Below are 21,504 nucleotides of genomic sequence, written 5' to 3' on the forward strand. Positions count from 1 at the left end.
GCATCGCCGATGGCGCGCAGCCCGCTGGCCGCGCGCCATCGTATTATTGCTCAGGCGGCAAGGTGCTTACCCGGCGCCGCCGGAGGCCAGCGGGATCAGCCGCAAACCTGGACAGGTCGAACGCGCCAGCCGGCTTTGGTGTGGATCCGCCGCTGTACGACGTAACAGCCGCCATTGTTATAGTAGGAATCGTTGTAGGCGTAATCCGGGTAACCGTAGCCGTAGGCGTAGTCCGGGTAATTATAATAGTCGTCGTAGGCGTAGTCCGGATAATCCCAATAGTCGTCATAGCCGAGCCCGTAGCCGAAGCCGAAGCCACGGCCGAATCCACGCCCGCGGAATCCGCGCCCGTGGAACCCATGGTCGCCGCCGCGGAACCCGCGACCGGCTCCTAAGCCTCCGCCGCGAACGGCATCGCCGCCGATCGCGGCATTAGCCGCGAAGGCTCCGCCGCGTGCGCCGGCAAAACCGCGGCCACCAAAACCGCCGCCGCCGAAACTACCACCGTGGAAACCACCTCCGCCGAACCCACCGCCGTGGAAACCGCCGCCGCCGCCGAACCCACCACCGCCAAACCCGTGGCCGCCGCCTCCACCGAAACCGCCGCCACCGCCGCCGTGGCCACCACCACCGCCGCCCCGGGCCAACGCGGCACCAGGCGCAGCGATGCCGACTACGGCGGCTGCGAGCAAGGCTATCATCGTTTTGCGTAACATCTTTCTACTCCGTCGATAATTCGCTCCCAGCAACCAGACGCACGCGCGAACATATAGTTTCGGCTTCAGGGGAAATTGATAGGCAACGCCAGGAGCGTCTTTAAATTCGAGTTTAGACTCGCAGCGCTTGCGGCCGAGAGGATGGCGACGGTAAAAACAGCGTCACTGCGCTGACGCGGTTGCGGTCGCCACGACGCGTTGCCGAGCCTTTGGGAACCATTCGTCAGCGCGCCGCTTGAATTGGCGAGCCTCCAGCTGTCGCAGGAGTGACGACGGGTGCGTAAGCTGATCGCCTTCGATGACGAAACCTTCGATAAACTGAAGCAGCTCGGCCGCGACCGGATGGCGACCATTCAGGAGCTCGCGGACGAGGCGTTCGCCGACGTGCTGAGGAAACACGGCATTCCCCTCGACCTCAAGGACGCGCTTCGCAAGAGCGCCAGGAGCGCATCGCCCGCGGAGGCGCCCGCGAAAAAGAATGCAACATCGAAACCATCAAGGGAAGCGAAAATCATGACGACCGATCCTGACCCGTTCGAGGAAGGCCAGCGCGCCGCGCGAAAGAACATTCCGGCGGAAGGCAATCCCTATCGCGACGGCAGCGACGAACATTCGCTGTGGGCGGCCGGCCACGAGCAGGTCGCCGGCGAGGCCGAGGCCGATGAAGCCGAGGGCACCTGAAGCGCCGCCCTCAGCCGATCTTCTTCAGGCCTTTCTTGAACCGCGGTCCGTTGCCGGCGTAGAACTTCGCGGCACTTCCCATCTTGGCGAGCTGCGCAGGCTCGAGCGTGCGGATCACCCGCGCCGGCGCGCCGATGATCAGCGAATGCTCGGGAAACTGTTTTCCTTCCGTGATCACCGAACCCGCACCGACGATGCTGCCGCGACCGATCCTGGCGCCGTTCATGACGATCGAACCCATCCCGACCAGCGAGCCATCCTCCAGCGTGCAGCCGTGCAGGATGACGTTGTGGCCCACCGTGCAATTCTTTCCGATCGTCAGCGGAAAGCCCATGTCGGTATGACAGGTCGAGTTGTCCTGGACATTGGAGCCTTCGCCGATCTCGATCCACTCATTATCGCCGCGCAACACCGCGCCGAACCACACGCTCGCTGAACTGTGCAGGCGAACCTTGCCGATCACCGTGGCGGTGTCGGCGATGAAATAATTGCCGTCGCTGGGAAGTTCGGGCGCCTGCCCGTCGAGTTCGTAGATAGCCATAGCCTTGATGGTCTCCTGTTCGCGGAGACTTTGGCATAGCCTTCGCGTTCAGGCCAGCAATCCGGCGGCGCGCAGCGTCATCAGGAAAAACGTGCCGGACATCAGGCTCCAGAACCCGGCAAGCACGGTCGCCATCATCACGAATTCGAAGCGGCGGCGCTCGATCGGCGCCCCGCGTAGCGTATTGCGCATGATGATGAAGGGAGCGGCGAACACCAGGAATGGCACCGCGGCGAAAGCCTTCGGCACCGCGCCCTCCTGCAGCAGCCCGAATCCCGCGGGACGCTGCACCAGCGCCTGATATCCGCTGGAGAGTGCGCCCGCCAGCGCGAAGCCGATGCAAAGCGAGAACAGGGAATTCAACGCATCTGCCGACATCGCATGCTCTTCTACTGGCCACAGAACCTGCCTTGCTTCGCAAAATTGGCCGCCGGCCGCCACATCATCCTTAAAGAAAGGTTAACGGCGACAGGCTGGAACCGCGATCCGCGCATGGCTCGCGGAACCCTCGATCTCGCGAGACCGTGCGGAAATCCCATCGCGCATGGCATATTCGCCGGTGATTCGGCATTCGCCCTGGACATCCCACCCACCATGCTTCGTTCATGACATTCTACTCGACGGCCCAGCAGATCGCGCGCGGTTCGCGCGAGCAACGCGGCAGCCACCTGATTCCGATCCTGCTGGGAGGCGCGATCACCGCGGGCGCGATGGCCCTGATCGCCTATTTGCTGTGGCCGACCTGGGAAGCGGACGGCTCCAGCGCTCCGGCGCGTTTGCCGGTGAGCGTCGGCGCGACCATCTTCAACGTGCCGACCGCGGCGATCCGGATGAAAATCCAGCGCCACTCGGGACCGCAGGAACGCGTCGATCTCAGCTTCGCCTATCCTTCGCTGGAAGCTTCCGATTCCCCGAAACATGTCAGCGCCGACACCGTGGAGGAAACCATCCAGCCGATCGACCGGATTTTTCTGTCGATAGCGGCGCACCATGACAGCCTGGCGCCCGACGCCCGCGTGCGCACCATCTATCCGCGCTATCTGGAGCAGGCTTCGACGCCCGGGCAGGACGGATTGACCAGGCGCGCGTTCCGGGATGGCACGCCGTACGGCCATGAAGACCTGTTCTTTGCCAACACGCCTGATCTCACCGCGCGCTGCAGCCGCGACAGCACCACCCCCGGAATGTGCCTGAGCGAGCGCCGCATCGACGGCGCCGATCTGACGTTTCGCTTTCCGCGCAGCTGGCTCGCGCAATGGCGCGACGTCGCCAATGCGATGGACCGGTTGACGGCGCAGATGCACGGAACGGGAGGATGAGGTCTCGTGCTGCCAACGCGGAATGACAGTCGTCATGCGCCGCGCATGCGGGGTGTCCAGTACGCTGCGGCCTCTCGGATCCATCACTGGCGTCTACCGTCATTGCGAGCGAAGCGAAGCAATCCATGGATCAGCGAGAAAGAAAACTGGATTGCTTCGTCGCTTTCGCTCCTCGCAATGACGGCGAATACAGCCACACTTTCGCGATCTCGCGACGCGATGCGTCCGAGGTTTGCTAAAAACATCCGCCCTGAAAACAGAGGGCGTGGGGAATGCCGGGCGCCCGATGCACCCGCAGCCTCGTGTGCGCTATTGGTAGCAAGTATGCACACGAGTATTCACAGCGAGCCATCGGAAATCACCCGACATTCCCGCACGCAATGGTTTACGGCTTATACGTGCTCTCCCCGGTGATCGGCTTTCTTGTCACCGTCGCTTGCCAAAGATTTGCAAACTTGATGCCGGCGTCGAGGCATCAGGACCACACGACTTCGCCGTCCGCGCATGCGCCTGTCGTCTGCAGCGCATTCCGCGTCCACCGCATCCCGCCCCGCGTCCGTGACGATCGCGCGAGCGCCCCTCTTTCGGGACGGGACGGCGAGGATATATTACTGATTTGGGTCAGGCGGCAAGCGATGTTTCTGAAATTCAGAAATTTCAGGGCGCCGACGCGAGATGGCTTTGACGTGAACCGGCGCCGCGCAAAGCAGCGCCCCGAGGGTCTGACCGAAAAGCAGCCAGCATCATTTTGAGGCTTCTTCCAAGCGATTGAAAACGATCCACTTTTCGTCATGGCCGGGGTGCTGTCCCGGCCGTCCACGCCTTTTCGCCGCCGCCAAAAGACGAGAATGCCCGGGGGATCCAGCGCAAAGATGCGCTTCGCGCTTTGCCCGGGCATGACGAATTCTACGATAAGCCCACGCTTCCAATGGCGGGATTTCGAGTGAGACTCTGAGAAATCAAACCGCCGGCGCGCTTGTATCCTGCGCCGCCGCCGGCCTCACTCGACCAGATCGTCCTCGAGGATCGCCATCTGGAACTGGAACGAGCGGTCGTCGTCTTCGTCGTCGACGAACAGCACGCCGATGAATTCCTCGCCGATATAGACCTCGGCGGAATCGTCTTTCTTCGGCCGTGGCACCACGCGGATCTTCTGGTTGCCGAACAGGCGCTTGAGATAGGCGTCGAGTTTCCTGACTTCCTGAACGTCCACGGCAGTCTCCAATACGATTTTAGGTTTCGGGAAGTTTTAGGATGAGACGATGCGAAGGGCTAGCCCAACTTGCAGATATCGTGCATGCAATCCAGACGGCTTGTAACTTGCGCGTATTCCGGTCGCAAAACCGCTCCCCGCTTTTGCGGAATACGCGCCACGACGTCAAAGTCCGATCGCGTTGATCATTTGGTCCATGGTGCGTGACGGCTCGGCGCAGCCGGCCTCGCCGACGATCTTGGCGGGAACTCCGGCCACCGTGACGTTGTGCGGCACCGGCTTCACCACGACGGAGCCGGCGGCGATGCGGGCGCAATGGCCGACCTCGATATTGCCGAGAATCTTCGCCCCCGCCCCGATCAATACGCCATGGCGGATCTTGGGATGGCGGTCCTCGTTCTCCTTGCCGGTGCCGCCGAGCGTGACGCCGTGCAGGATCGAGACGTCGTCCTCGATAACAGCGGTCTCGCCGCACACGAACCCGGTGGCGTGATCCAGGAAGACGCCGCGGCCGATCCGGGCTGCCGGATTGATGTCGGTCTGGAATACCGCCGACGAGCGGCTCTGCAGATAAAACGCGAAATCCTTGCGGCCCTTTTGATAGAGCCAATGCGCCAGACGATGGGTCTGCAGCGCATGAAAACCCTTGAAGTAGAGCAAGGGATCGATGAACCGCGAGGTCGCGGGATCGCGGTCGTACACCGCGACCATATCGGCGCGGAAGGCGTTGCCGAGATCGGGATCGTCGCGCAGCGCCTCGTCAAAGGCCTGGCGGATCAGATCGCCCGACAGCGCCGAATGGTCGAGCCGCTCGGCGATGCGATGCACCACCGAATCCTCCAGCCGTTCGTGATGCAGCACGGTCGAATAGATGAAGGAGGCCAGTTCGGGCTCGCGGCGCACGATGTCTTCCGCCTCGGTCCGGACCCGATCCCAGATCGGATCGAGCGCCGCCAGTTTGGCGCCCTGCGGATTGATCTGATGCATGGCCATGTATTGCTCCCGCACGTGCGATTGTCTCGTCCGGCATTGTACGACGGACGGACGGCCGTCTCAAGGCGCGCCTTGGGCCAAGGCGAACGTCAGCTTTGGCTTGACTTGTGCGCTAATGCATTGAAGCAGCACATTTTCCCGCGCCGGCCGAAATCCACCTTCTGTGAAAGCGTCGGCTCAAGGTGGTCGGGAATTTCAGGAAATCAAGCGGGCCGGCGCGGTATTATGGCGCAAATGCCAGCGGGCCAAATGCCCGGCCCGACTTTGAGAGCCCGTTTCGAAATTGGTTGTCAGGCGTGCAGCTCGCCGAGCAGAGCCTTGGCCTCCTTCAAGTCGAGGGTATCGAAGCCCTCGGTGAACCAGCCGTAGATCGGAGCGAGAAGGTCGCGGGCCTCATCGCGCTTGCCCTGATCGCACCACAGCCGCGCCATCCTCATCGCCGCGCGCAGTTCCCAGGATTTTGCCTGCTGCCCACGCGCAACCGCGAGCGCGCGCTCGAAATGCGCTTCCGCTTTCGCCGCGTCCGGCTCCAGCAGCGCGATTTCGCCGGCCATCCGATGGATCTCGGCCTGCCACAATCTTTCCCGGGTTGTCTCCATCGTCGTTGTCGCCTCGCCGATGCAGCGCCAGGCGTCATCGAATTTACCGAGTTCCGCATAGGCTCTCGCCAAACAGGATAAGTTAAACGGCATCAGCAGTGTTGATCCGGTTGACCGCCATTCGGTGAGTCCGGCGATGATCCTGTCGACAGCGTCCGAGGCTTTGCCGGTCAGGGCAAAAAGCCAACCTTGCTCCAACATTCCTTGCGCCTTCCAGTACAAGGCGCCTTTTTCGCCCGCCAAACCGACAACTTCATCCAATTGGACATTCGCAGTCGCGTAGTTTGCGCGCTGGATATGAGTCCACGATGTGACGGCCAGGGCAAACATCAAACTGGCGGCGTGACCGGTCTCGCGCGCATCCTTGAGCGCGTGGTCGGCGTCCGCGAGCGCGGCCGCGGGATAGCCAAGCGACCACAAGGCAAACGAGCGATAAGACAAGATCGACACCCGGACGTCTTGGCCCAATCGCGTTGCCAGCGGCCGATGCTGGACAGGATCATACAGCGCGATCGCCCGATCGAGATGCGCCCGGGCTTCCGCGATGTCCCCCGTCAACAGCAGGGACGTGCCCATCATGCGATTGCCGACCATAAGCGGGGCTGTCGTCCCTTGTTTCCCGGCAAGCGCCAGAAACTGCGCCGCAAGGCTCCGCATCACCTCACCGTTGAACGCCACGTAGCTCGCGACCCAGACGCCGAAGAGGACGGAGAACAACAGTAGCGGGTCCCCGGGAGGCTCTCCAAGCGCTTCAGCCTGTTCGATCAGCAGGCGCGCCCGCTCCGCAGCCGCCTTGGTTTGTTCCGCGGCATAGCCTTTGAGATGCATAAGAGGGCTTATGAGCGCGACCTGCAGTTTGATCTCTTCGCGGCGCAAGGCGGCAGTGGCCGGCAAGGTCGCGATCTGGGTAATGGCACGCTTGAGCTGCTCTACCGCTTCAACCAGCGCCGAGCTCTCCAGCGACCGCTGTCCCGCTTTGCCCCACCATTCGATCGCGGCCTCGGTAAGGCCCGCCTGGGTGAAGTGATGCGCCATCAACTCGGGCTCGGCCGCCGCCGTGGCGGCGAGATTGTCGAGCAACGCCTCGCCGACGCGGCGGTGCAAAACCTGGCGCCGGCTCTTGAGCAAATTCTCATAAGCCGCGTCCTGGATCAGCGCGTGCTTGAAACGATAACCGGATTCGGGCGGCAGGCCCTCGACCAGCAGGATGTCGGCTTCCGCGAGTCTTTGCAGCGCCATCTGCAGCGGCCCGTCCTCCATGGCGGACACCGCGCGCAGCAGGCCATAGGAGAAGCGCCGTCCAATCACCGATCCGACCTGCGCCACCTCGCGCGCCGGGCCGAGCCGGTCGAGCCGCGCCATCAGCGATTGTTGCAGCGTCGGCGGGATGGCCTGGATGCCGCCCTGCTCACCGCGCTCCAACAACAGCCGCGTCACTTCCTCGACGAATAGCGGCACGCCGCCGGTGCGCGCGGCCACGCCCTCCGCCACCTCGCGCGGCAGCGCGTGCCGCGCCGAGAGCTCCGCCACCATCTCCCGCACCTGCAGGCGATCGAGTGGCGCCAGGGAGATCGTGCCGTGATTCGAGCGCATGCCCCATGGTGGCCGGAACTCGGGCCGCGTCGTCGCCACGATGAACAAAGGCGCCAGCGCGCCGCGCTCGGCCATGCCGCCCAGCACGTCGAGGGTGGTCGGATCGGCCCAATGCAGATCCTCGAACGCCAGTACCACCGGCTGAACCCGCGCACCCGCCATCACCCAGCCAGTCAGCGCCGCCAATTGCCGGCGCCGCAGCTCCTCGGGCGCCAACGTCGACGCGCGTTCCTGCGGCGGCGGAATGTCCAAGAGCGGCGCGAGCAATGCGACGTTCTCCGCCGGATCGAACCTGACCTGCGCCAGCGAACTCTCCAAATCCGCAAGACGCTGCTCGGCGGGTACATCGGCGCCGCCGAAGCGCAGGCGGCCCCATTCGGCGATCGGATGAAGCGGCGTGTTTTGCAGGAGCTGTGAGCAGCTCCATTCGAGCCAGGTGTGCGGCGTGTCGCGCAGCCGGTTATGAAATTCCTCGATCAGGCGGGATTTACCGAGTCCCGGCTCGCCGACGATCAGCACCAGCTGTCCGTCGCCCTGCCGCGCCCGCTCCCAGCGCCGCATCAGCATTGCCGTTTCCTCGCCGCGGCCGACGAGCGGCGTGAGATTGCGCGCGCCGGAACGCCGTCCACCACCGCTCGCCCGAACCAACCGGAATAGTGTCACCGGCTCGGGCACGCCTTTCAGCATGTGACTGCCGCGTTCCTCGGCGACGAACAGGCCGGCGACCTGGCGCTGCACCCGCGCCGTGACCACGACCGCGCCCGGCTCGGCGAGCGCCTGCACTCGCGCTGCGATGTTGGGGACGTCGCCGAAGATTTCGCCCGTCGCGTCCACAACCACCGGACCCGTTTCGAGGCCGATGCGGGCCGCGAGCGATGGCCTCGCCGAACCGGAATTCTTGCGGTTCAACTCGGCAAGCGCGCGCTGGATCGCGAGCGCCGCCCGCACGGCGCGCTCCGAATCGTTTTCCTGCGCCACCGGATAGCCAAACAGCGACATCAGCCCGTCGCCCAGCTTCTTGGCGACATGGCCGCCCATTTCCACCACCGCCGCCGAAGCCGCGTCGATGTAGGCGCCGACCAGGTCGCGCCACTCCTCGGCATCGAGCTGCGCGGAAATGCCGGTCGAACCCACCAGATCGCAAAACATCACGGTGAGGTGCCGGCGCTCGCCGGCGGCTTCGACCGCGGCGGAGATCGGTGGCGGCACAACACTCGCCGGGATCGGCGCGGGCACAACCGGCGGCGGCGCGGGAGCCGCCGCGGGCGCACGGCCCATATCAGCGATCGCCTCCAGCAGCTTCTTGCGATGGCCCAACGACACGACGCCGATGTCCTTGAGGTCGTCGTTGGTCAGCCGGCCCAGTAGCTCGATGTCGATGTCGTTGGCGCGGAACATCTCCGCGTACTGCGCGAAGCCGATCCCGCGGAGCCATCCGTCGATGTCCAATTTCAATCCCCCCAGGCCGTTGTCAGAGGCAGTTCTTGAAAAAGGCAGTTCTTGAAAAAGGGGCGTGTCACTGGCGTCCGCCGTGATTCCAGGGGGTGCTGAACCAAACTGGATTCGCCGTGTGGACGCCGGCTATTCGACGACAGCATAGCCGCATTGTAACCCGATACCAGACCGATCTGACCGATGCGGGAGTGACGCGTGATTGCGCCGCACTTGCGGAAAGCCCGGCGCGACAGGCAGGCCGCGCGAGTGGCCGACGCGCGAGACCATCAACGGCATCTTCCACGTCACGCGGGCGGCCTGCCCCTGGCGCCGGCTGTGAGGCATTACACCGCAGAGCCTGACTGGAACGAACGTTGCGCCCCAACCTTGTATCGAGGTTCCATGGAAGTTTTTCTCTGGGGGAGTTTTTTTGTGTCTTGGGAGCGACGCTTTGATCGACCGATTATTTTGCCCAACGGCAAGACGCTGCGGACTCTCGAGGACGCCAGACGGTATATTATAACCCTCCCCCACTCAGAGCACGAGACCACCGCGTGGCAGATAGCGATTGAATCGTTGCTGCTGGCGGCAGACCATACCGCAGGGGATGCTGTGTCCGAGCGTCCGGCGCTGTAAGGCGCACTTATTCGATCACCTCATCGGCCTGGGCCAGCAGTGTCGGCGGCACAGCGAGGCCAAGCGACCTCGCCGTCTTGAGATTGATCGCGAGTTCGAACCTGGTCGGCTGCATCACCGGCAAATCGGCAGACTTGTGCGCGGGCGAGTAAGGTCGAGGGCACTGCGAGGTCAATCGCCTTCGCAGCCTTCACATTGATGACAAGTTCGAACCATCTTCTGCGCCAAGGGCATGTGGCGCGCTTCGAAATGCGCGCCAAGCAAACGTGATCGCCGACTATAGCGGCGCCACCATGCGGAATTTTCTGAATCTTCGGGGTAGCGGACAATCGCCCCGGTTCATGTCATCGCCCGGGGCGGCATTGGCGCCATAATACCGACCAAGCCTGCAACTATTTGCGGATTTCCGCTGCCCAGATGATCCGGGCATGGTGGCCGGACATTGGGGGGCAACAGCAATTAATACGCAGATCTTACGCGCGCGCGTCACCGACTCGGCTCGGGTCTGGACCGCGGCCATCGCCATCCCCCTGATGCTGCTCGCGCCGGCGCTATGGAATGGGTTTCCGCTGCTGCAATGGGACACCGGGGGCTACCTGGCCCGGTGGTACGAAGGCTATCTGGTCCCCAGCCGCTCCACCGTGTTCGGTCTCTACCTGCATTACGGCGAGGATTCCGGATTCTGGCTCAATCTCGGGATTCAGGCGCTGGCGACGCTGTGGATCCTGCAACTGACGTTGCGCGTGTTCAATATGGCGCGGCCGGCGCGGTTGATCGCGTTGAGCGTCGCCCTGATCCTGACCACGGCGCTGCCGTGGCTCGCCAGCATGCTGCTGACCGACATCTTCGCCGGATTGTCGGTGCTGTCGCTGTTTATCCTGGTGCTGCACGGCGACAAGATTTCCACAGTCGAAAAATGTTTGCTGTTCGCGTTTACGGCGTTCGCGGCGGGGACCCACAGCGCCACGCTCGGGGTGCTTTTCGGCCTGTGCTGCGCCGGCTGGATCGTGCGTCCCCTGCTGCGCGAGCGAATCGCCATCGCGGGACTGGCGCAGGGCAGCCTGACCATCGTCGCCGGCGCCGCCATGCTGCTGGCAGCCAATTTCGCGCTGTCCGGACAAATGGCATGGACGCCGGGAGGCAGCGGCGTCGCGTTCGGCCGCATGCTGCAGGATGGCATCGTCGCGCGCTACCTGCGGGATCACTGTCCGCGGCAGCACTTCAAGCTCTGTCCCTATCGCGACGAACTTCCTGCCACCGCCGATGATTTTCTGTGGGGCCATAGCATGTTCGACACGCTCGGCCGCTTCAATGGCATGAACGAGGAGATGGGATATATCGCGTTGCATTCGCTCGCCGAATATCCGCTCTGGCAAGCCGAGGCCGCGATCACCGCCACCGCGCAGCAACTGGTTCATGTCGCGACCGGCGAAGGCACCATTGGCTGGCTCCCCCACACCTACGGCATCATCGAGCGCTATGTGCCGAAACAACTGGCGCCGATGCGCGCGGCGCGACAGCAACATTGGGACATCGATTTTGCCGCGATCAACTGGATCCACGTTCCGGTCGCGCTGCTCTCGCTGCTGCTGGTCTTCGCGATTTCGGGCCGCGCCATCTGGCGCCGGCGGCCCGACGATCTCGCGCTGCTTGCCGCGACGGTCTCGCTGGCCATGCTCGGCAACGCGTTTATTTGCGGCGTGATATCGGGACCGCATGATCGCTACGGCGCCCGCTTGGTCTGGATCGCAACCTTCGTGGTGCTGCTCGCCGCGATCCGGCACTTCGCCGATGACGACGAGACGGACGAGGATTCACTGTCGTTTTGACAGAAAATCCAGCACGCCCGACTTGTAGACCTTGTCGCCGACCGCCCGCATATGGTCGCGGTTGGGAATGTCGAGCACCTGCGAGCCCCGGATGATCTTGCCGAGCGCCGGTGCCGAGCCTGCGATTTCGTCCGCGGTGCCGACCGCGATCAGCACCGGTACGGTGATTTCCGCGGCTTCCCCCGAAGTCATCAGGCGCCGCGAGCCGCGCAGGCAGGCTGCCAGCGCGCGGCGATCGGAGCGGGTCTGGTCCGCAAAGGCGCGGAACGTCCGCCCCACCGGATCGGTCACCACCTCGAACGAGTCCGCCTCCAGCGCCGCCGCGACGTTTTCGCCGGGGCCGCCGCCCTCGATCAGTCCGATCCCGATGCCGCCGAAGATCGCCGAACGCAGCCGGTGCGGCTGGCTCAGCGCCAGCCAGGCCGTCATCCGCGCGCCCAGCGAGTAGCCCATGATGTCGGCGCGCTCGATATTCAGGTGATCCATCAGCGCCGTGACATCGGCGGCCATGATCGGGATGTGATACGATTCCGCGTCATAGAGTTTGGCAGAGTCGCCATGGCCGCGATTGTCGAGTGCCACGACGCGGCGGCCGTTTTTCCTCAGTTCCGAAACCCAGGCCGGATAGACCCAGTTCACGTTCTTGGTCGACGCAAAGCCATGCACGAGCAGGATGGGATCGCCCTCGCCTTCGTCGAGATAGGCAATTTCAACATCGCCGTTGAGAAAACTCGGCATCGGTCATTCCATTGTTGTGGGAGATGGTTGCTCCGGCGGAAGTGAGCCCCCTCTCCCGTTGGGAGAGGGTTGGGGTGAGGGGTTACGGCCTATCGTTAGACCTTAACCCCTCACCCGCTCGCAAGATGCTCGCGACCTCTCCCGATGGGAGAGGTAAGGCTGAACTCGCGCGAAGATCAAAACTAAAATTCATGGACCAAATTACCCGTGCACCATGGCCGTCGCCATAGCCGGCTGAGCCGCGGCCGCCATCTGCTTTCGCAACCGCCGCGCTTTCTTGCGAATGAGCCACGATTGGGTCAGGCGTTCGGTGGTGGCCTTGATCGAGGACAGGAAGCCGAACAGCGCCAGCAGCGCGCCGAACACCCATAGCGTCAGATTGAACGCGCCGGCCGCCAGCAGCAATGCGCCGCGGCCGAGCAGTTTGAGGATCGCGCGGGTCTGGCCGCCCCTGGATTCCGCCAGCCGCGCGGCGCGCGCGAGGTCTTCCGGTCCTTCCGCGACTTTCAGGGTATCCTGCGCGGCGCGAAACCCCGCCCTTTCGCCGACGCGACCGACGTCCTTTGCAAGACGGACCAGCGCGCCGGCCTTCTCGGCAGAGAACGCGGCCCTGATCGCAGTGACGGTCTGCCCCGGCCGCATCACCGAGCCGGACGCGACCGCGTTCTGCAGCACCGGCACATCAACCATGTCGCGCGCCGACCGGCCGGCCCATTCCGTGAGTCCCTCGCCCAGCCGCCCGACCTTGCGGGCATCCTTGACCATGGTGAGGCCGGCGCGCACCGGCGCCGCGCCGCCAACGGAAACATAGGTCGCCGCCGTCACCACAAGACCCACGGCAGCGAGGCCCAGCACCAGACGATCGGTGTCCTCACCCATCGCCAGATGCTTGCCTTCGCGCACCACATCCCTGATGTCGCCGAGCACAAAGAGATCGCCGGCGACCGTGCCCGACAGGCTCGCGACATCGTCGGCGTTTCCGGTCACAAGACCGGTGGCAAAGCGTTTGGCACGATGCGACGCCGAATTTTCTTCCGCGACCGCATCGCTCACACGCCGCGAAAGATCGTCGCTCAGGGAAATGTTTTTCTCCCTGGCGAGGTCGACAAAGCTATCGGCGAGATCGGCGTCGCCGGCGGTCAGCGCGGCCTCGATATTCCCGGCGATGACGGCGGCATTGTTCCGCAGGGCAGAATTGAGCTCGAGATCGGAGAGTTCGGCCGGATCATCCTGCGCCGCCAGGATGGCACCGGCGTCGCGCGCGTGCGGCCACAGCAGCGCGCACCCCAGTGCGCACACCGCGGTGCCAGCCAATGCCGAACCGATCCCCAACCGTTTCATCCGAAATCCGGTGTTTTCGTTTCCTACAATTTCCCACAATATGGCGTGCCGCTTTTAAGACACAACAGCCCCGACGAAAGAAGGGCTTCTCTGGACGACAAGATTGTGTCGAATTTGCATGAACAAATCAGCAGTCCGGGCTCTGGGAATCAACGATACCCGCCGATATGGTGCGCGGCATTTCAACGGTGCTGCGTCAGGTTGATTGCGACTGCCTCCATTGCCACTCAAGGTGAATACAATGTCCGATCATGTCGTTCCGCACTTTCACAACGATGCCGGCGTTTCGGTCATTGAGATCGGCTCGCAGGAATTCATGTGCGTGGGCGCCAACCCGCCTTTCGATCACCCGCACGTTTTCCTCGATCTCGGCAACGACAACGAGATTATCTGTCCCTATTGCTCGACCCTGTTTCGTTACGCCGCCGACCTCGCGCCCGGCCAGGCCCGGCCGCCCGAATGCGTCGTGAAGGACAAGGCCGCCTGATCGGCCGGTGGCGGCGTCGCGCACCGTCTTCGTCGCCGGGGCCGGGATCGGAGGATTGACGGTCTCGCTGGCGCTCGCGGCGCGCGGTTTTCGCGTCGTCATTCTCGAGAAGGCCGAGCGGCTCGAGGAAGCCGGCGCCGGGCTGCAGCTATCGCCCAACGCCAGCCGCGTGCTGGCCGGGCTGGGATTGCAGCCGCGGCTTGCGGCCCGCGCCGTCATCCCCGAGGCCATCGGCCTGATGAGCGCGCGAAGCGGCGGTGAAATCATCCGCCTGCCGCTCGGCGAAGCCGCCACGGCGCGCGCCGGCGCTCCCTATTGGGTGGTGCATCGCGCCGACCTGCAGGCGGCGCTGCAGGCCGAGGTCAACGACCATCCCGACATCGAATTGCGGCTCGGCTGTCAGTTCGAGGACGTCGTGCCCCACGCCAAGGGGCTGACCGTGGTTCAGCGCAGCGGCATGACGCGCCAGCAGGATCTGGCGCTGGCGCTGGTCGGCGCCGACGGCATCTGGTCCACGGTCCGGCATCATTTGTTTCCGGATGTGCAGCCGCAATTCTCCGGGCTGATCGCGTGGCGCGGGACGCTCGAGGCCACGCAATTGCCGCGCGAATATACCTCGCCGCGGGTTCAGCTCTGGATGGGACCGAACGCGCATCTTGTCGCCTATCCGATTTCGGGCGGGCGCCAGATCAATATTGTCGCCGCGGTGCCGGGGACGTGGAACAGGCCGGGCTGGAGCGCGCCCGGCGACGGCAATGAACTCAAGAGCACGTTCGCATCGTCGCACTGGCCGGGCAACGCGCGGATGATGATCGGCGCCGTCGACGGCTGGCGCAAATGGGCGCTGTTCACGGTGCCCGACGGCGGCGAATGGACCCAGGGCGCGATCGCGCTGTTGGGCGACGCCGCCCACGCCATGCTGCCGTTTGCCGCGCAAGGCGCGGGAATGGCGATCGAGGATGCCGCGGTGCTGGCGAAATGCGTCAGCGAAACCCAGCACGAAGGCGGGCCAACGATGGCCGTCGCGATGCAACGCTACGCACGACAGCGCCGCGGACGCGTCGCGCGGGTGCAGCGCGTCGCGCGGCGGAACGGCTGGATCTATCACCTCACCGGCCCGGCCGCGCTCGCGCGCGATCTCGCGATCAAGGCGATGGGCGCGAGGCGCATGCTGGCGCGGCAGGACTGGATTTACGACTGGCGGGTTTGACGCGCGCGCGATCCCGCAAGCGTGCCCGCGGCTTGCCTCAATACACCGCGTTGCCGGAGCGCATCTGCTCGCGTTTGTCTTTTTTGGGTGGGGCGGGTGGCGCCGCCAGAGCCGTTCCCGGCGGAGAATCTTGGCATTTGTTGCGGCGCCAGTTCTCTTCGAGAAGCCGGCTTTGCGCACGGACGGCGATATAATCGTTGCGATAGGCGAGCTCGGCCACGACAGGACCGGCAACGCCGGTGTCGGCCTTGGCCATCAGCCCCTGCAACTCCGCCCCGCGGGCGGCGAGGGCCTTGCGTTCGGCCTCCAGTTGCTTGCAATCGTAAAAATCGTATTTGGCGGGATCGGCGAAGGCGCCGGCGACAAAGCTGTCTCCCATATCCGCGCAGCCGGCGAGCCCGATGGCGAGCGCCAGCAGCGCCGCCACGGCGGCGCCGCGCGACAAGTGCAGGGTATGGCTGGCTCGGACGATCATGTGACCTTGGTAAACCGACAACTCTTGAGGTTGCGTAAAGCAGGCGCAGATGTCGGCATTGAGGCTTTGCCTTAAGCAGCTTGCTCGCCTAATGAAGAGGTGCGTTTTCTTTAAGGCCAGGCTAATTCCACTTGGCCGGAAAACGCGCTAAGTATCTGATCTCGTGACCAAAGCGGGCGTGGCGAAACTGGTAGACGCAACGGACTTAAATTGCCTTGCGCCCCCTGAAAGGTCTCATCTTTTTTGGAAAACGCGATCTCGCTTTCGGCATCAACCTGCCGGAAGAAGCGAGATTTGGAAAACATTTTTGGGGGCCTCTGATGGCCCTCACATTTGACACGCTGCTTGCGGCCATGCGCACCGCGCGCGCGTAGAGAGTTACCGGATGACTCTACAGCATCCTGTACCGTTGTTGTCGGACAGGCTGCCGACCGGGCTAAACCAGCGCGCGACGCCCTGTATCAGTCTGGGTAGCACCAGATTGTATCGCAGCTTCTAGTCTCATTAGCCGCAGGGTTGGACAGCTTAGCCGCAGGGTTGGATGGCCCGCCACCTTTACTGTAGCCGTCGCGCATTCGCGGGGCTGCATAGGAGGGCTCCCTCAACTGATCATAGGCTCGATCCCAACGGTGATGGCCTCGACCAGTGCGCATCTGATGCTCTGATGCTGTCGCCATTTGCACCGCCGATCCGGCAATCAGCAATGCACCGAGAATAGTGAAAGCTGCTTTTCGCATCCTAGTCTCCGTTAGTGGACACTCCGGCGAGGCGACAGGGCCCGCGTTGTGCGTCGGGTCTCTCGACAAATAACATTGGAGAATGCTGTCGCTGGTTATGCTTAGATGCTCGCCCTTCACGTTTTGGCAGAGTCACTCCATTCTTGCTTATCGTCCTATCAACCTTATCGTCCTATCTTATCGTCCTATCCACGCGACACCTTTCCACGCGACACCTTGTCGCCGATCTCTGAGGGTACTCGGTTCCGCCACGCCGTCTTCCACTCACGACACGCGAGACGAACAAACCCGTCCGAAAAATTAAAATATCGCCTGCAGTCATCCCATCCGCGCTACACCACGCCGCCCCGCATCGCGGAACGCGGTACGGTGCTTGAAGGACGCCTCGTGAACAGATTTCGCACCGGTTTGGAAAACGCCCACCGAGTTTTGGAAAACAGCCGTTGCCCGAAGCCGAAAAAACGTTATGAAACAACGGCGCGGACGTGGCGGAACTGGTAGACGCAAGGGACTTAAAATTCTTTGCTGCCTTTGAAAATACTCATGTTTTCTGCAAAACCGCGGTCGTAGCGACGACCAAAACCGATGGAACGAGACGAGGTTTGCAAAACATCTGAATCGGGCATCAGGCTTCCCGCTTCACCCTCTGAAATGCTCGGATGACATTGGCCTCGGCCTCGACGTGGCGCGTATAGTGAGCCCCCATCCTTTCCGACTTATCGCCCAGTAGATCGGCGATCTCCGAATTGGTCGCGCCGCCGGTTCGCTTCCACCATGCCGCATAGGAGACGCGAAGGCCGTGCAAGGTTGTTCCGGCGCCTATCAGGCCCTCTCGCTCCAAGTCGCGCAAAAAGTGGCTGACACGGGTCTGCATCTCTTTCTCGCTCGCCCATACCGTCCCGTCATCGCGCACGGCGATCAGAGGGGATGACCGGCTGACGCCGGCAAGGAAGTCCTGCAACTCCTGCATCGCCGGGCTGTAGACGCTCTGCTTGTTCTTCCGGGTCATGAAACGGAAGGCCATGCCGGTCAATTCGTCCGGCTTATATTGTTTCCAGCCGGCGACCACGATGCTTTGGCCCCGGAGGCCGCCGTACCGGGCCAGCATCAGCGGGATCTTTACCTCCATCGGAGCGTGAGCCAGTGCCGCCGGCAGTTCGTCGGCAAACCACTCCCGGTTGGCGTTGGGGTCAGCGTCGTGAGCCTTGTCCATGCCAAGGCATGGGTTGCTGGTCAGGCCCCTGCCGCGGCGCTTCACGCCCTGCGAGAACATTGACGAGAGGGCCGATATCATCTTGTCAGCAAAGCGCGGCCATTTCCTTTGCGCGCATTCGTCGCGGAGCTCATAAAGGTCGGTTGTCGTGATCCCGGACAGCAGCACATCAAATTCATCTCGAAGGTATTCGAACGCGGCTAGGTAATCCTTGCGTGTGGCTTGCGCCAATTTCTTCCACTTCGGATAACCGGCCTTTGCATCGCCAGCGTCACCGCCAGTTTCTGCCTTTGCCGCATCCTTGCGGTCGATATCTCCGTTCGTGAACCAATGCACCAGGCCGCCCAGAGTGTCGGCGGCAAACGTGCTGGCGGCCCGCGCGCGGGTCCGAGGCCGATTGTAGGCCTGCATGAAGGCGGGCTCGCCCAATTGCTGCAATAGCGCTTCGCGCGTCCCCTCGAAACCTTTCATGAGGACTTCACCGTTGGACCGGCGATAGACGTACCATCGCCCCCGCGACTTGACGATATTGAGTCCCTCAAGACGCACTTTGACCACCATGTACTCGCTCCCCAAGGCGCCTGCCGGCCGGGGATGGTTGCGCGTTCGGGTCCAGAGATGAAAGCCAAGCGTCAAGGCCAGCCCTCAAATATCTATGGCCCCTTGTGGATTGCGTGAACTCGATGGGCTTTACCGGACATTTCTTTTTGAATGTATCGACGCATAGGCCAGAGTATTCGGCCGCCTGATCCAGCCGAAGTGCAGCGGGCCAATAAGGCGCATCCGTCATCGGAGAGCCCCCGCGATCCGCCAAACGGTTGCGGTCATCCCGCTTTCATTTTTCCGCCGGCCACCAGTCTGCTTAATCTTGCCAAAGCGCTTCAACTCACTAACGCGCGGCCGAACGCTCAAAACCGAAAGGTTGAGATCCTTTGCAACTTCGTCCGCGGTCGCACCGCCGGGATATTGAGCGATCTGCGCAAGCACAGCAGCCCGCCTTTTGTTGGCTGTGCTGCCCATGGCTTCCGCGGCTTGTTCGGAAGGCCCCGAGACCTTGAAGCCGGGCGCGTCAGGATAAATCAGTTCCGACATTCTGCTCATGCCGCACCTTTTGCGCTTGAAACGGGAGTTAGAAGCAAATGCGAGGGGACAAGGCAGCCAGGTTCGCCGGGTTTTGCCCCCCACACCTCAAGCCATGTTTGGCTGTCTTGGAAATAGGTCAGCCGCTTTTGCCAATCGCCGTCCGTAAAGGATCGCGGATCGCGGGCAACCGGCACGGGCTCGCCGCCACCGCCTTCCGGCTCATCATGATAGGCGCCAGCGTTAAGCCAGCTCGCCGGGTACGGAATGAATTGCCGATCCCGCTTTGAGAGGGCCGGCCAATTAGTCTCGACGGCGAACGCCTTGGTTTTCGCCATCAAGGCGTCAAGGGTTATCGCTCCCGATCCGATGGCCTTGGCAAAGGCTCGCTTGGCAGCTTGAGGCTGTTTCTTTTTCGGATAGACCGAGTACCACTCATCAAAGCCCGAAGGGCTTGGCGGCGGGAGCATCTTCTCTTTAATGCTTATAATGTTTTCTTCTGGCCCATTGCTGGCCCTTTGCTGGCCTTCCAGTGGCCCGTTTGCTGGCCCTGCCGGGCTGCCGCCATGCTGAAAAACCCCGTAATTGCAGATAGAAATGACGGTTTGAAGCTGGCCCGTTTGAAGGTCTATCATTTGCTCTTGCCGCAATTTAGCCAGAAAAGTTCGAACCGATTTATCCGACTTCCATGACCACGCCACGCGCAGGAAAGACCGCGAATAAGTGAGCTGCCCGCGTTCCAGGCTGACAAGCTGCTGTGATCGCCCGTTGCGGACCATGACTTGCATGGGTCGCCATGCCGCGTTTGATATCAGCCAAAGCCAAGCCTCGCGGGGAGACAGGGGGCGGCCATCATCAAACATCGGATGATCGAAAATCGAGCGGGCGACGTTGATATGTCCGGTTACAGCGCGCATCAAATGCCCTCCTGATCGCGGACGGCATTGCAAGCGATGTTGCAGAACAGATGCACCGTGCCCGTTGGGCCGTTGCGTTGCTTGGCAACGATGGCCTCTAGCTGGTCTTTGGCGTCTATCAGACGGTCAACCCGGGCGGCCTCTTGCTCCGCATTCGCGCCGGTCGATCGCTCAAGATAATAGGCCTCGCGGTACACAAAAATGATTGCGTCCGCGTCTTGCTCGATGGTTCCAGAGTCACGCAAATCCGCCATCGTTGGCCGCTTATCGTCGCGGCTTTCGAGGGCGCGGGACAGTTGCGCCAGCGCGATAACGGGAACATCCAGCTCTTTCGCGAGCCCCTTCAATGCGGCGGAAATTTCGCCAACCTCATTGACGCGGGCGCCGGAATAGCGATTGGACGGCCTGACAATGTGCATGTGATCGACAATAACCGGCCCGAGCCGCAGCCCTTGACGTTCCAGGGTTTGCTTATGCCTGCGAGCCCGAGCCGCGATCTGCGAAACGGTCAGTCCCGGCGCCGGGTCGATCTTTAGCGGCCAATCGCGTTGCTGCCGTGCGGCTTCAATGACGCGCTGCGCTTGCGCGTCGTTTAGAGTGCCGTTCGCAATGTCATAGTACGGGATCGGCCTGTTACGCTCAAAAGCGCAATCGGCTAAACTTCGATCCGAAAGGCTCACGTCCCCCATTTCCAGCGACGAAAAAAAGGTAGGTTCGCCGGCCTCTGCCGTCGCTCGGGCGATGCAAAGCCCCAGCGCTGTTTTGCCCATGCCCGGACGGCCGGCAAGGATGAATAGTTCCCCGCGCTTGAGGCCGCCGGTTTTGCTATCGAGCCCTCTAAGCCCGCAGCTCATGCCCGCCAGCTTGCCGGGGTTCTGCATCCCGTGCTGCATTCGCGCCAGCGATTTATCGTTAGCCTCTCGCAAGCTTACTTGCGGCGTCGATCCCGCGGAGGCTTGCATGGCGATTTCGTCTAACAGTTCAATCCCGGCGCCTGCGATATCGGCCGCAGGCTGGTTGCCCTGAATGCCGAACGACATAGTTTCAACCGTTGCGAGGATCTTCCGCCGATCGGCAAATTCTCGGATTTGCTTCGCATACGCGAGAGCGTTGCGGGGAACCGAGGCTTCAGCCGCGAGGCGCGCAATATACCGGCGCCGCGTCATCCCCTCAACAATGACTTGATTGGCGTCACCGCCGATCGAAGCAATGATAAGAGCCGGCGTCACAACGCCATGCGAGGCGCGGACCTTGGCGATTGCGTCAAAGATTTCGCAATGAAGGGGCTCGAAAAAGTCAGAGGCGGTTAGCTTGCTCTCGATAATGTCAAACACGCTATTGTTGACCAGCACTGCGCCCAAAATCGCTTGCTCAAGCTCGATACTGTGAAGCGTCGCGCCATCGATGTTTGCGGGAGCGGTCATGCGCGCCCCCGCGGCTTGCGAAACGGCAGAACGTTTGAGGCCTGCGGCGCTTCACTTTCTGCCAAATAGCTGGCGAGCCAATCGGCATGAGCCTGAGCCACTATCGGGTCGTCAACCGCTCGATAGGCGCGCGACTGCAAGCGCAGCCGGCAAAAGTTGTTCCAGAGGGTTTCGGTTGCCTGCATCACGCGGCCCTCTGATTAGGGCCAAGGCCCGCGAGAGAAGCGACAACATCGGCAATAACCGGATTGATGCAGGAACGCCGGCACAGATACACCCCGGCCATCGTGGCGGGCGGGTTGGATATGTGCGGGGGCTCTCTGCGCTG

19 protein-coding genes are annotated in these 21,504 nt (G+C 62.7%); 6 read left to right on the forward strand and 13 right to left on the reverse strand.

Annotation, left to right across the window (positions count from 1 at the left end; all coding sequences use genetic code 11):
* Positions 1-95 precede the first annotated feature (95 nt).
* Positions 96-716, reverse strand: a complete 621-nt coding sequence (locus B5527_RS25640; RefSeq protein WP_154072519.1) for a hypothetical protein — start codon at positions 714-716, stop codon at positions 96-98.
* Positions 717-992: 276 nt separating this feature from the next.
* Here B5527_RS25640 and B5527_RS25645 point away from each other — a divergent pair, with 276 nt between their 5' ends.
* Complete coding sequence (locus B5527_RS25645) at positions 993-1,397, forward strand: hypothetical protein (RefSeq protein ID WP_079604022.1); 405 nt, start codon at positions 993-995, stop codon at positions 1,395-1,397.
* Between the two features lie 10 nt (positions 1,398-1,407).
* On the opposite strand, the gene B5527_RS25650 is transcribed toward B5527_RS25645, so the two are convergent.
* Positions 1,408-1,938 (reverse strand): gamma carbonic anhydrase family protein, encoded by a 531-nt coding sequence (locus tag B5527_RS25650; protein ID WP_079604023.1) that lies wholly within the window; start codon positions 1,936-1,938, stop codon positions 1,408-1,410.
* Positions 1,939-1,986: 48 nt separating this feature from the next.
* Positions 1,987-2,316, reverse strand: a complete 330-nt coding sequence (locus B5527_RS25655; RefSeq protein ID WP_079604024.1) for a DUF6949 family protein — start codon at positions 2,314-2,316, stop codon at positions 1,987-1,989.
* Positions 2,317-2,543: 227 nt separating this feature from the next.
* On the opposite strand from B5527_RS25655, the gene B5527_RS25665 reads away from it, so the two are divergent.
* A complete protein-coding gene (locus tag B5527_RS25665) occupies positions 2,544-3,257 on the forward strand; it encodes a hypothetical protein (RefSeq protein WP_079604026.1) in 714 nt (237 codons plus the stop codon).
* 1,000 nt (positions 3,258-4,257) lie between these two features.
* Here the strand turns inward: B5527_RS25665 and B5527_RS25675 are convergent.
* The 3 genes from B5527_RS25675 to B5527_RS25685 all read right to left on the reverse strand — a co-directional run bounded on the left by B5527_RS25675 (position 4,258) and on the right by B5527_RS25685 (position 9,104).
* Positions 4,258-4,470, reverse strand: coding sequence for a DUF3126 family protein (locus B5527_RS25675; RefSeq protein WP_079607494.1), 213 nt, complete (start codon positions 4,468-4,470; stop codon positions 4,258-4,260).
* A 165-nt stretch (positions 4,471-4,635) separates the two neighbouring features.
* Positions 4,636-5,463: a serine O-acetyltransferase gene (gene cysE / locus B5527_RS25680; protein ID WP_079604028.1), complete on the reverse strand. Its 828-nt coding sequence runs from the start codon at positions 5,461-5,463 to the stop codon at positions 4,636-4,638.
* A 290-nt stretch (positions 5,464-5,753) separates the two neighbouring features.
* The gene (locus B5527_RS25685; RefSeq protein WP_154072520.1) at positions 5,754-9,104 is read right to left on the reverse strand and encodes an AAA family ATPase; all 3,351 of its coding nucleotides are present in this window, start codon (positions 9,102-9,104) and stop codon (positions 5,754-5,756) included.
* Positions 9,105-9,491: 387 nt separating this feature from the next.
* Here B5527_RS25685 and B5527_RS25695 point away from each other — a divergent pair, with 387 nt between their 5' ends.
* Positions 9,492-9,725 carry a hypothetical protein gene (locus B5527_RS25695; RefSeq protein ID WP_079604031.1) on the forward strand — a complete coding sequence of 78 codons (234 nt, stop codon included), beginning with the start codon at positions 9,492-9,494 and terminating at the stop codon, positions 9,723-9,725.
* Between the two features lie 428 nt (positions 9,726-10,153).
* Entirely contained in the window at positions 10,154-11,554 is a 1,401-nt protein-coding gene (locus tag B5527_RS25700; protein WP_079604032.1) for a hypothetical protein, read from the forward strand.
* On the opposite strand, the gene B5527_RS25705 is transcribed toward B5527_RS25700, so the two are convergent.
* Positions 11,540-12,292, reverse strand: a complete 753-nt coding sequence (locus B5527_RS25705) for an alpha/beta fold hydrolase (RefSeq protein ID WP_079604033.1) — start codon at positions 12,290-12,292, stop codon at positions 11,540-11,542. The two genes, B5527_RS25700 and B5527_RS25705, sit on opposite strands and share 15 nt — an antisense overlap.
* Positions 12,293-12,493: 201 nt before the next feature.
* Positions 12,494-13,633 carry a hypothetical protein gene (locus tag B5527_RS25710; RefSeq protein WP_079604034.1) on the reverse strand — a complete coding sequence of 380 codons (1,140 nt, stop codon included), beginning with the start codon at positions 13,631-13,633 and terminating at the stop codon, positions 12,494-12,496.
* Positions 13,634-13,874: 241 nt separating this feature from the next.
* Here B5527_RS25710 and B5527_RS25715 point away from each other — a divergent pair, with 241 nt between their 5' ends.
* Both B5527_RS25715 and B5527_RS25720 read left to right on the forward strand, forming a co-directional pair.
* The gene (locus tag B5527_RS25715; RefSeq protein WP_079604035.1) at positions 13,875-14,120 is read left to right on the forward strand and encodes a zinc-finger domain-containing protein; all 246 of its coding nucleotides are present in this window, start codon (positions 13,875-13,877) and stop codon (positions 14,118-14,120) included.
* Positions 14,121-14,127: 7 nt separating this feature from the next.
* Entirely contained in the window at positions 14,128-15,330 is a 1,203-nt protein-coding gene (locus B5527_RS25720; RefSeq protein ID WP_079604036.1) for an FAD-dependent monooxygenase, read from the forward strand.
* A 37-nt stretch (positions 15,331-15,367) separates the two neighbouring features.
* Here the strand turns inward: B5527_RS25720 and B5527_RS25725 are convergent, their stop codons facing one another.
* The 5 genes from B5527_RS25725 to B5527_RS25755 form a co-directional block, all read right to left on the reverse strand.
* Positions 15,368-15,805: a twin-arginine translocation pathway signal gene (locus tag B5527_RS25725; RefSeq protein WP_079604037.1), complete on the reverse strand. Its 438-nt coding sequence runs from the start codon at positions 15,803-15,805 to the stop codon at positions 15,368-15,370.
* Between the two features lie 1,362 nt (positions 15,806-17,167).
* Entirely contained in the window at positions 17,168-18,316 is a 1,149-nt protein-coding gene (locus B5527_RS25730) for a hypothetical protein (RefSeq protein WP_079604038.1), read from the reverse strand.
* Positions 18,317-18,852: 536 nt separating this feature from the next.
* Positions 18,853-19,752, reverse strand: coding sequence for a hypothetical protein (locus B5527_RS25745; protein ID WP_079604041.1), 900 nt, complete (start codon positions 19,750-19,752; stop codon positions 18,853-18,855).
* Complete coding sequence (locus B5527_RS25750; RefSeq protein WP_079604042.1) at positions 19,752-21,176, reverse strand: replicative DNA helicase; 1,425 nt, start codon at positions 21,174-21,176, stop codon at positions 19,752-19,754. Before B5527_RS25750 ends, B5527_RS25745 begins: the two co-directional genes overlap by 1 nt.
* Entirely contained in the window at positions 21,173-21,361 is a 189-nt protein-coding gene (locus B5527_RS25755; RefSeq protein WP_079604043.1) for a hypothetical protein, read from the reverse strand. The genes B5527_RS25750 and B5527_RS25755 overlap by 4 nt, the downstream gene beginning before the upstream one ends.
* Between the last annotated feature and the right edge of the window lie 143 nt (positions 21,362-21,504).

Source organism: Bradyrhizobium erythrophlei, from assembly GCF_900129425.1.
GTDB lineage: Bacteria > Pseudomonadota > Alphaproteobacteria > Rhizobiales > Xanthobacteraceae > Bradyrhizobium > Bradyrhizobium erythrophlei_C.

Excerpts from the sequence above, each read along its gene's own strand:
- B5527_RS25640 (WP_154072519.1), bottom strand. The coding sequence starts at position 716 with ATGTTACGCAAAACGATGATAGCCTTGCTCGCAGCCGCCGTAGTCGGC.
- B5527_RS25650 (WP_079604023.1), bottom strand. The coding sequence starts at position 1,938 with ATGGCTATCTACGAACTCGACGGGCAGGCGCCCGAACTTCCCAGCGAC.
- B5527_RS25655 (WP_079604024.1), bottom strand. The coding sequence starts at position 2,316 with ATGTCGGCAGATGCGTTGAATTCCCTGTTCTCGCTTTGCATCGGCTTC.
- B5527_RS25665 (WP_079604026.1), top strand. The coding sequence starts at position 2,544 with ATGACATTCTACTCGACGGCCCAGCAGATCGCGCGCGGTTCGCGCGAG.
- cysE (WP_079604028.1), bottom strand. The coding sequence starts at position 5,463 with ATGGCCATGCATCAGATCAATCCGCAGGGCGCCAAACTGGCGGCGCTC.
- B5527_RS25695 (WP_079604031.1), top strand. The coding sequence starts at position 9,492 with ATGGAAGTTTTTCTCTGGGGGAGTTTTTTTGTGTCTTGGGAGCGACGC.
- B5527_RS25700 (WP_079604032.1), top strand. The coding sequence starts at position 10,154 with ATGGTGGCCGGACATTGGGGGGCAACAGCAATTAATACGCAGATCTTA.
- B5527_RS25705 (WP_079604033.1), bottom strand. The coding sequence starts at position 12,292 with ATGCCGAGTTTTCTCAACGGCGATGTTGAAATTGCCTATCTCGACGAA.
- B5527_RS25710 (WP_079604034.1), bottom strand. The coding sequence starts at position 13,633 with ATGAAACGGTTGGGGATCGGTTCGGCATTGGCTGGCACCGCGGTGTGC.
- B5527_RS25715 (WP_079604035.1), top strand. The coding sequence starts at position 13,875 with ATGTCCGATCATGTCGTTCCGCACTTTCACAACGATGCCGGCGTTTCG.
- B5527_RS25725 (WP_079604037.1), bottom strand. The coding sequence starts at position 15,805 with ATGATCGTCCGAGCCAGCCATACCCTGCACTTGTCGCGCGGCGCCGCC.
- B5527_RS25730 (WP_079604038.1), bottom strand. The coding sequence starts at position 18,316 with ATGGTGGTCAAAGTGCGTCTTGAGGGACTCAATATCGTCAAGTCGCGG.
- B5527_RS25745 (WP_079604041.1), bottom strand. The coding sequence starts at position 19,752 with ATGCGCGCTGTAACCGGACATATCAACGTCGCCCGCTCGATTTTCGAT.
- B5527_RS25750 (WP_079604042.1), bottom strand. The coding sequence starts at position 21,176 with ATGACCGCTCCCGCAAACATCGATGGCGCGACGCTTCACAGTATCGAG.
- B5527_RS25755 (WP_079604043.1), bottom strand. The coding sequence starts at position 21,361 with ATGCAGGCAACCGAAACCCTCTGGAACAACTTTTGCCGGCTGCGCTTG.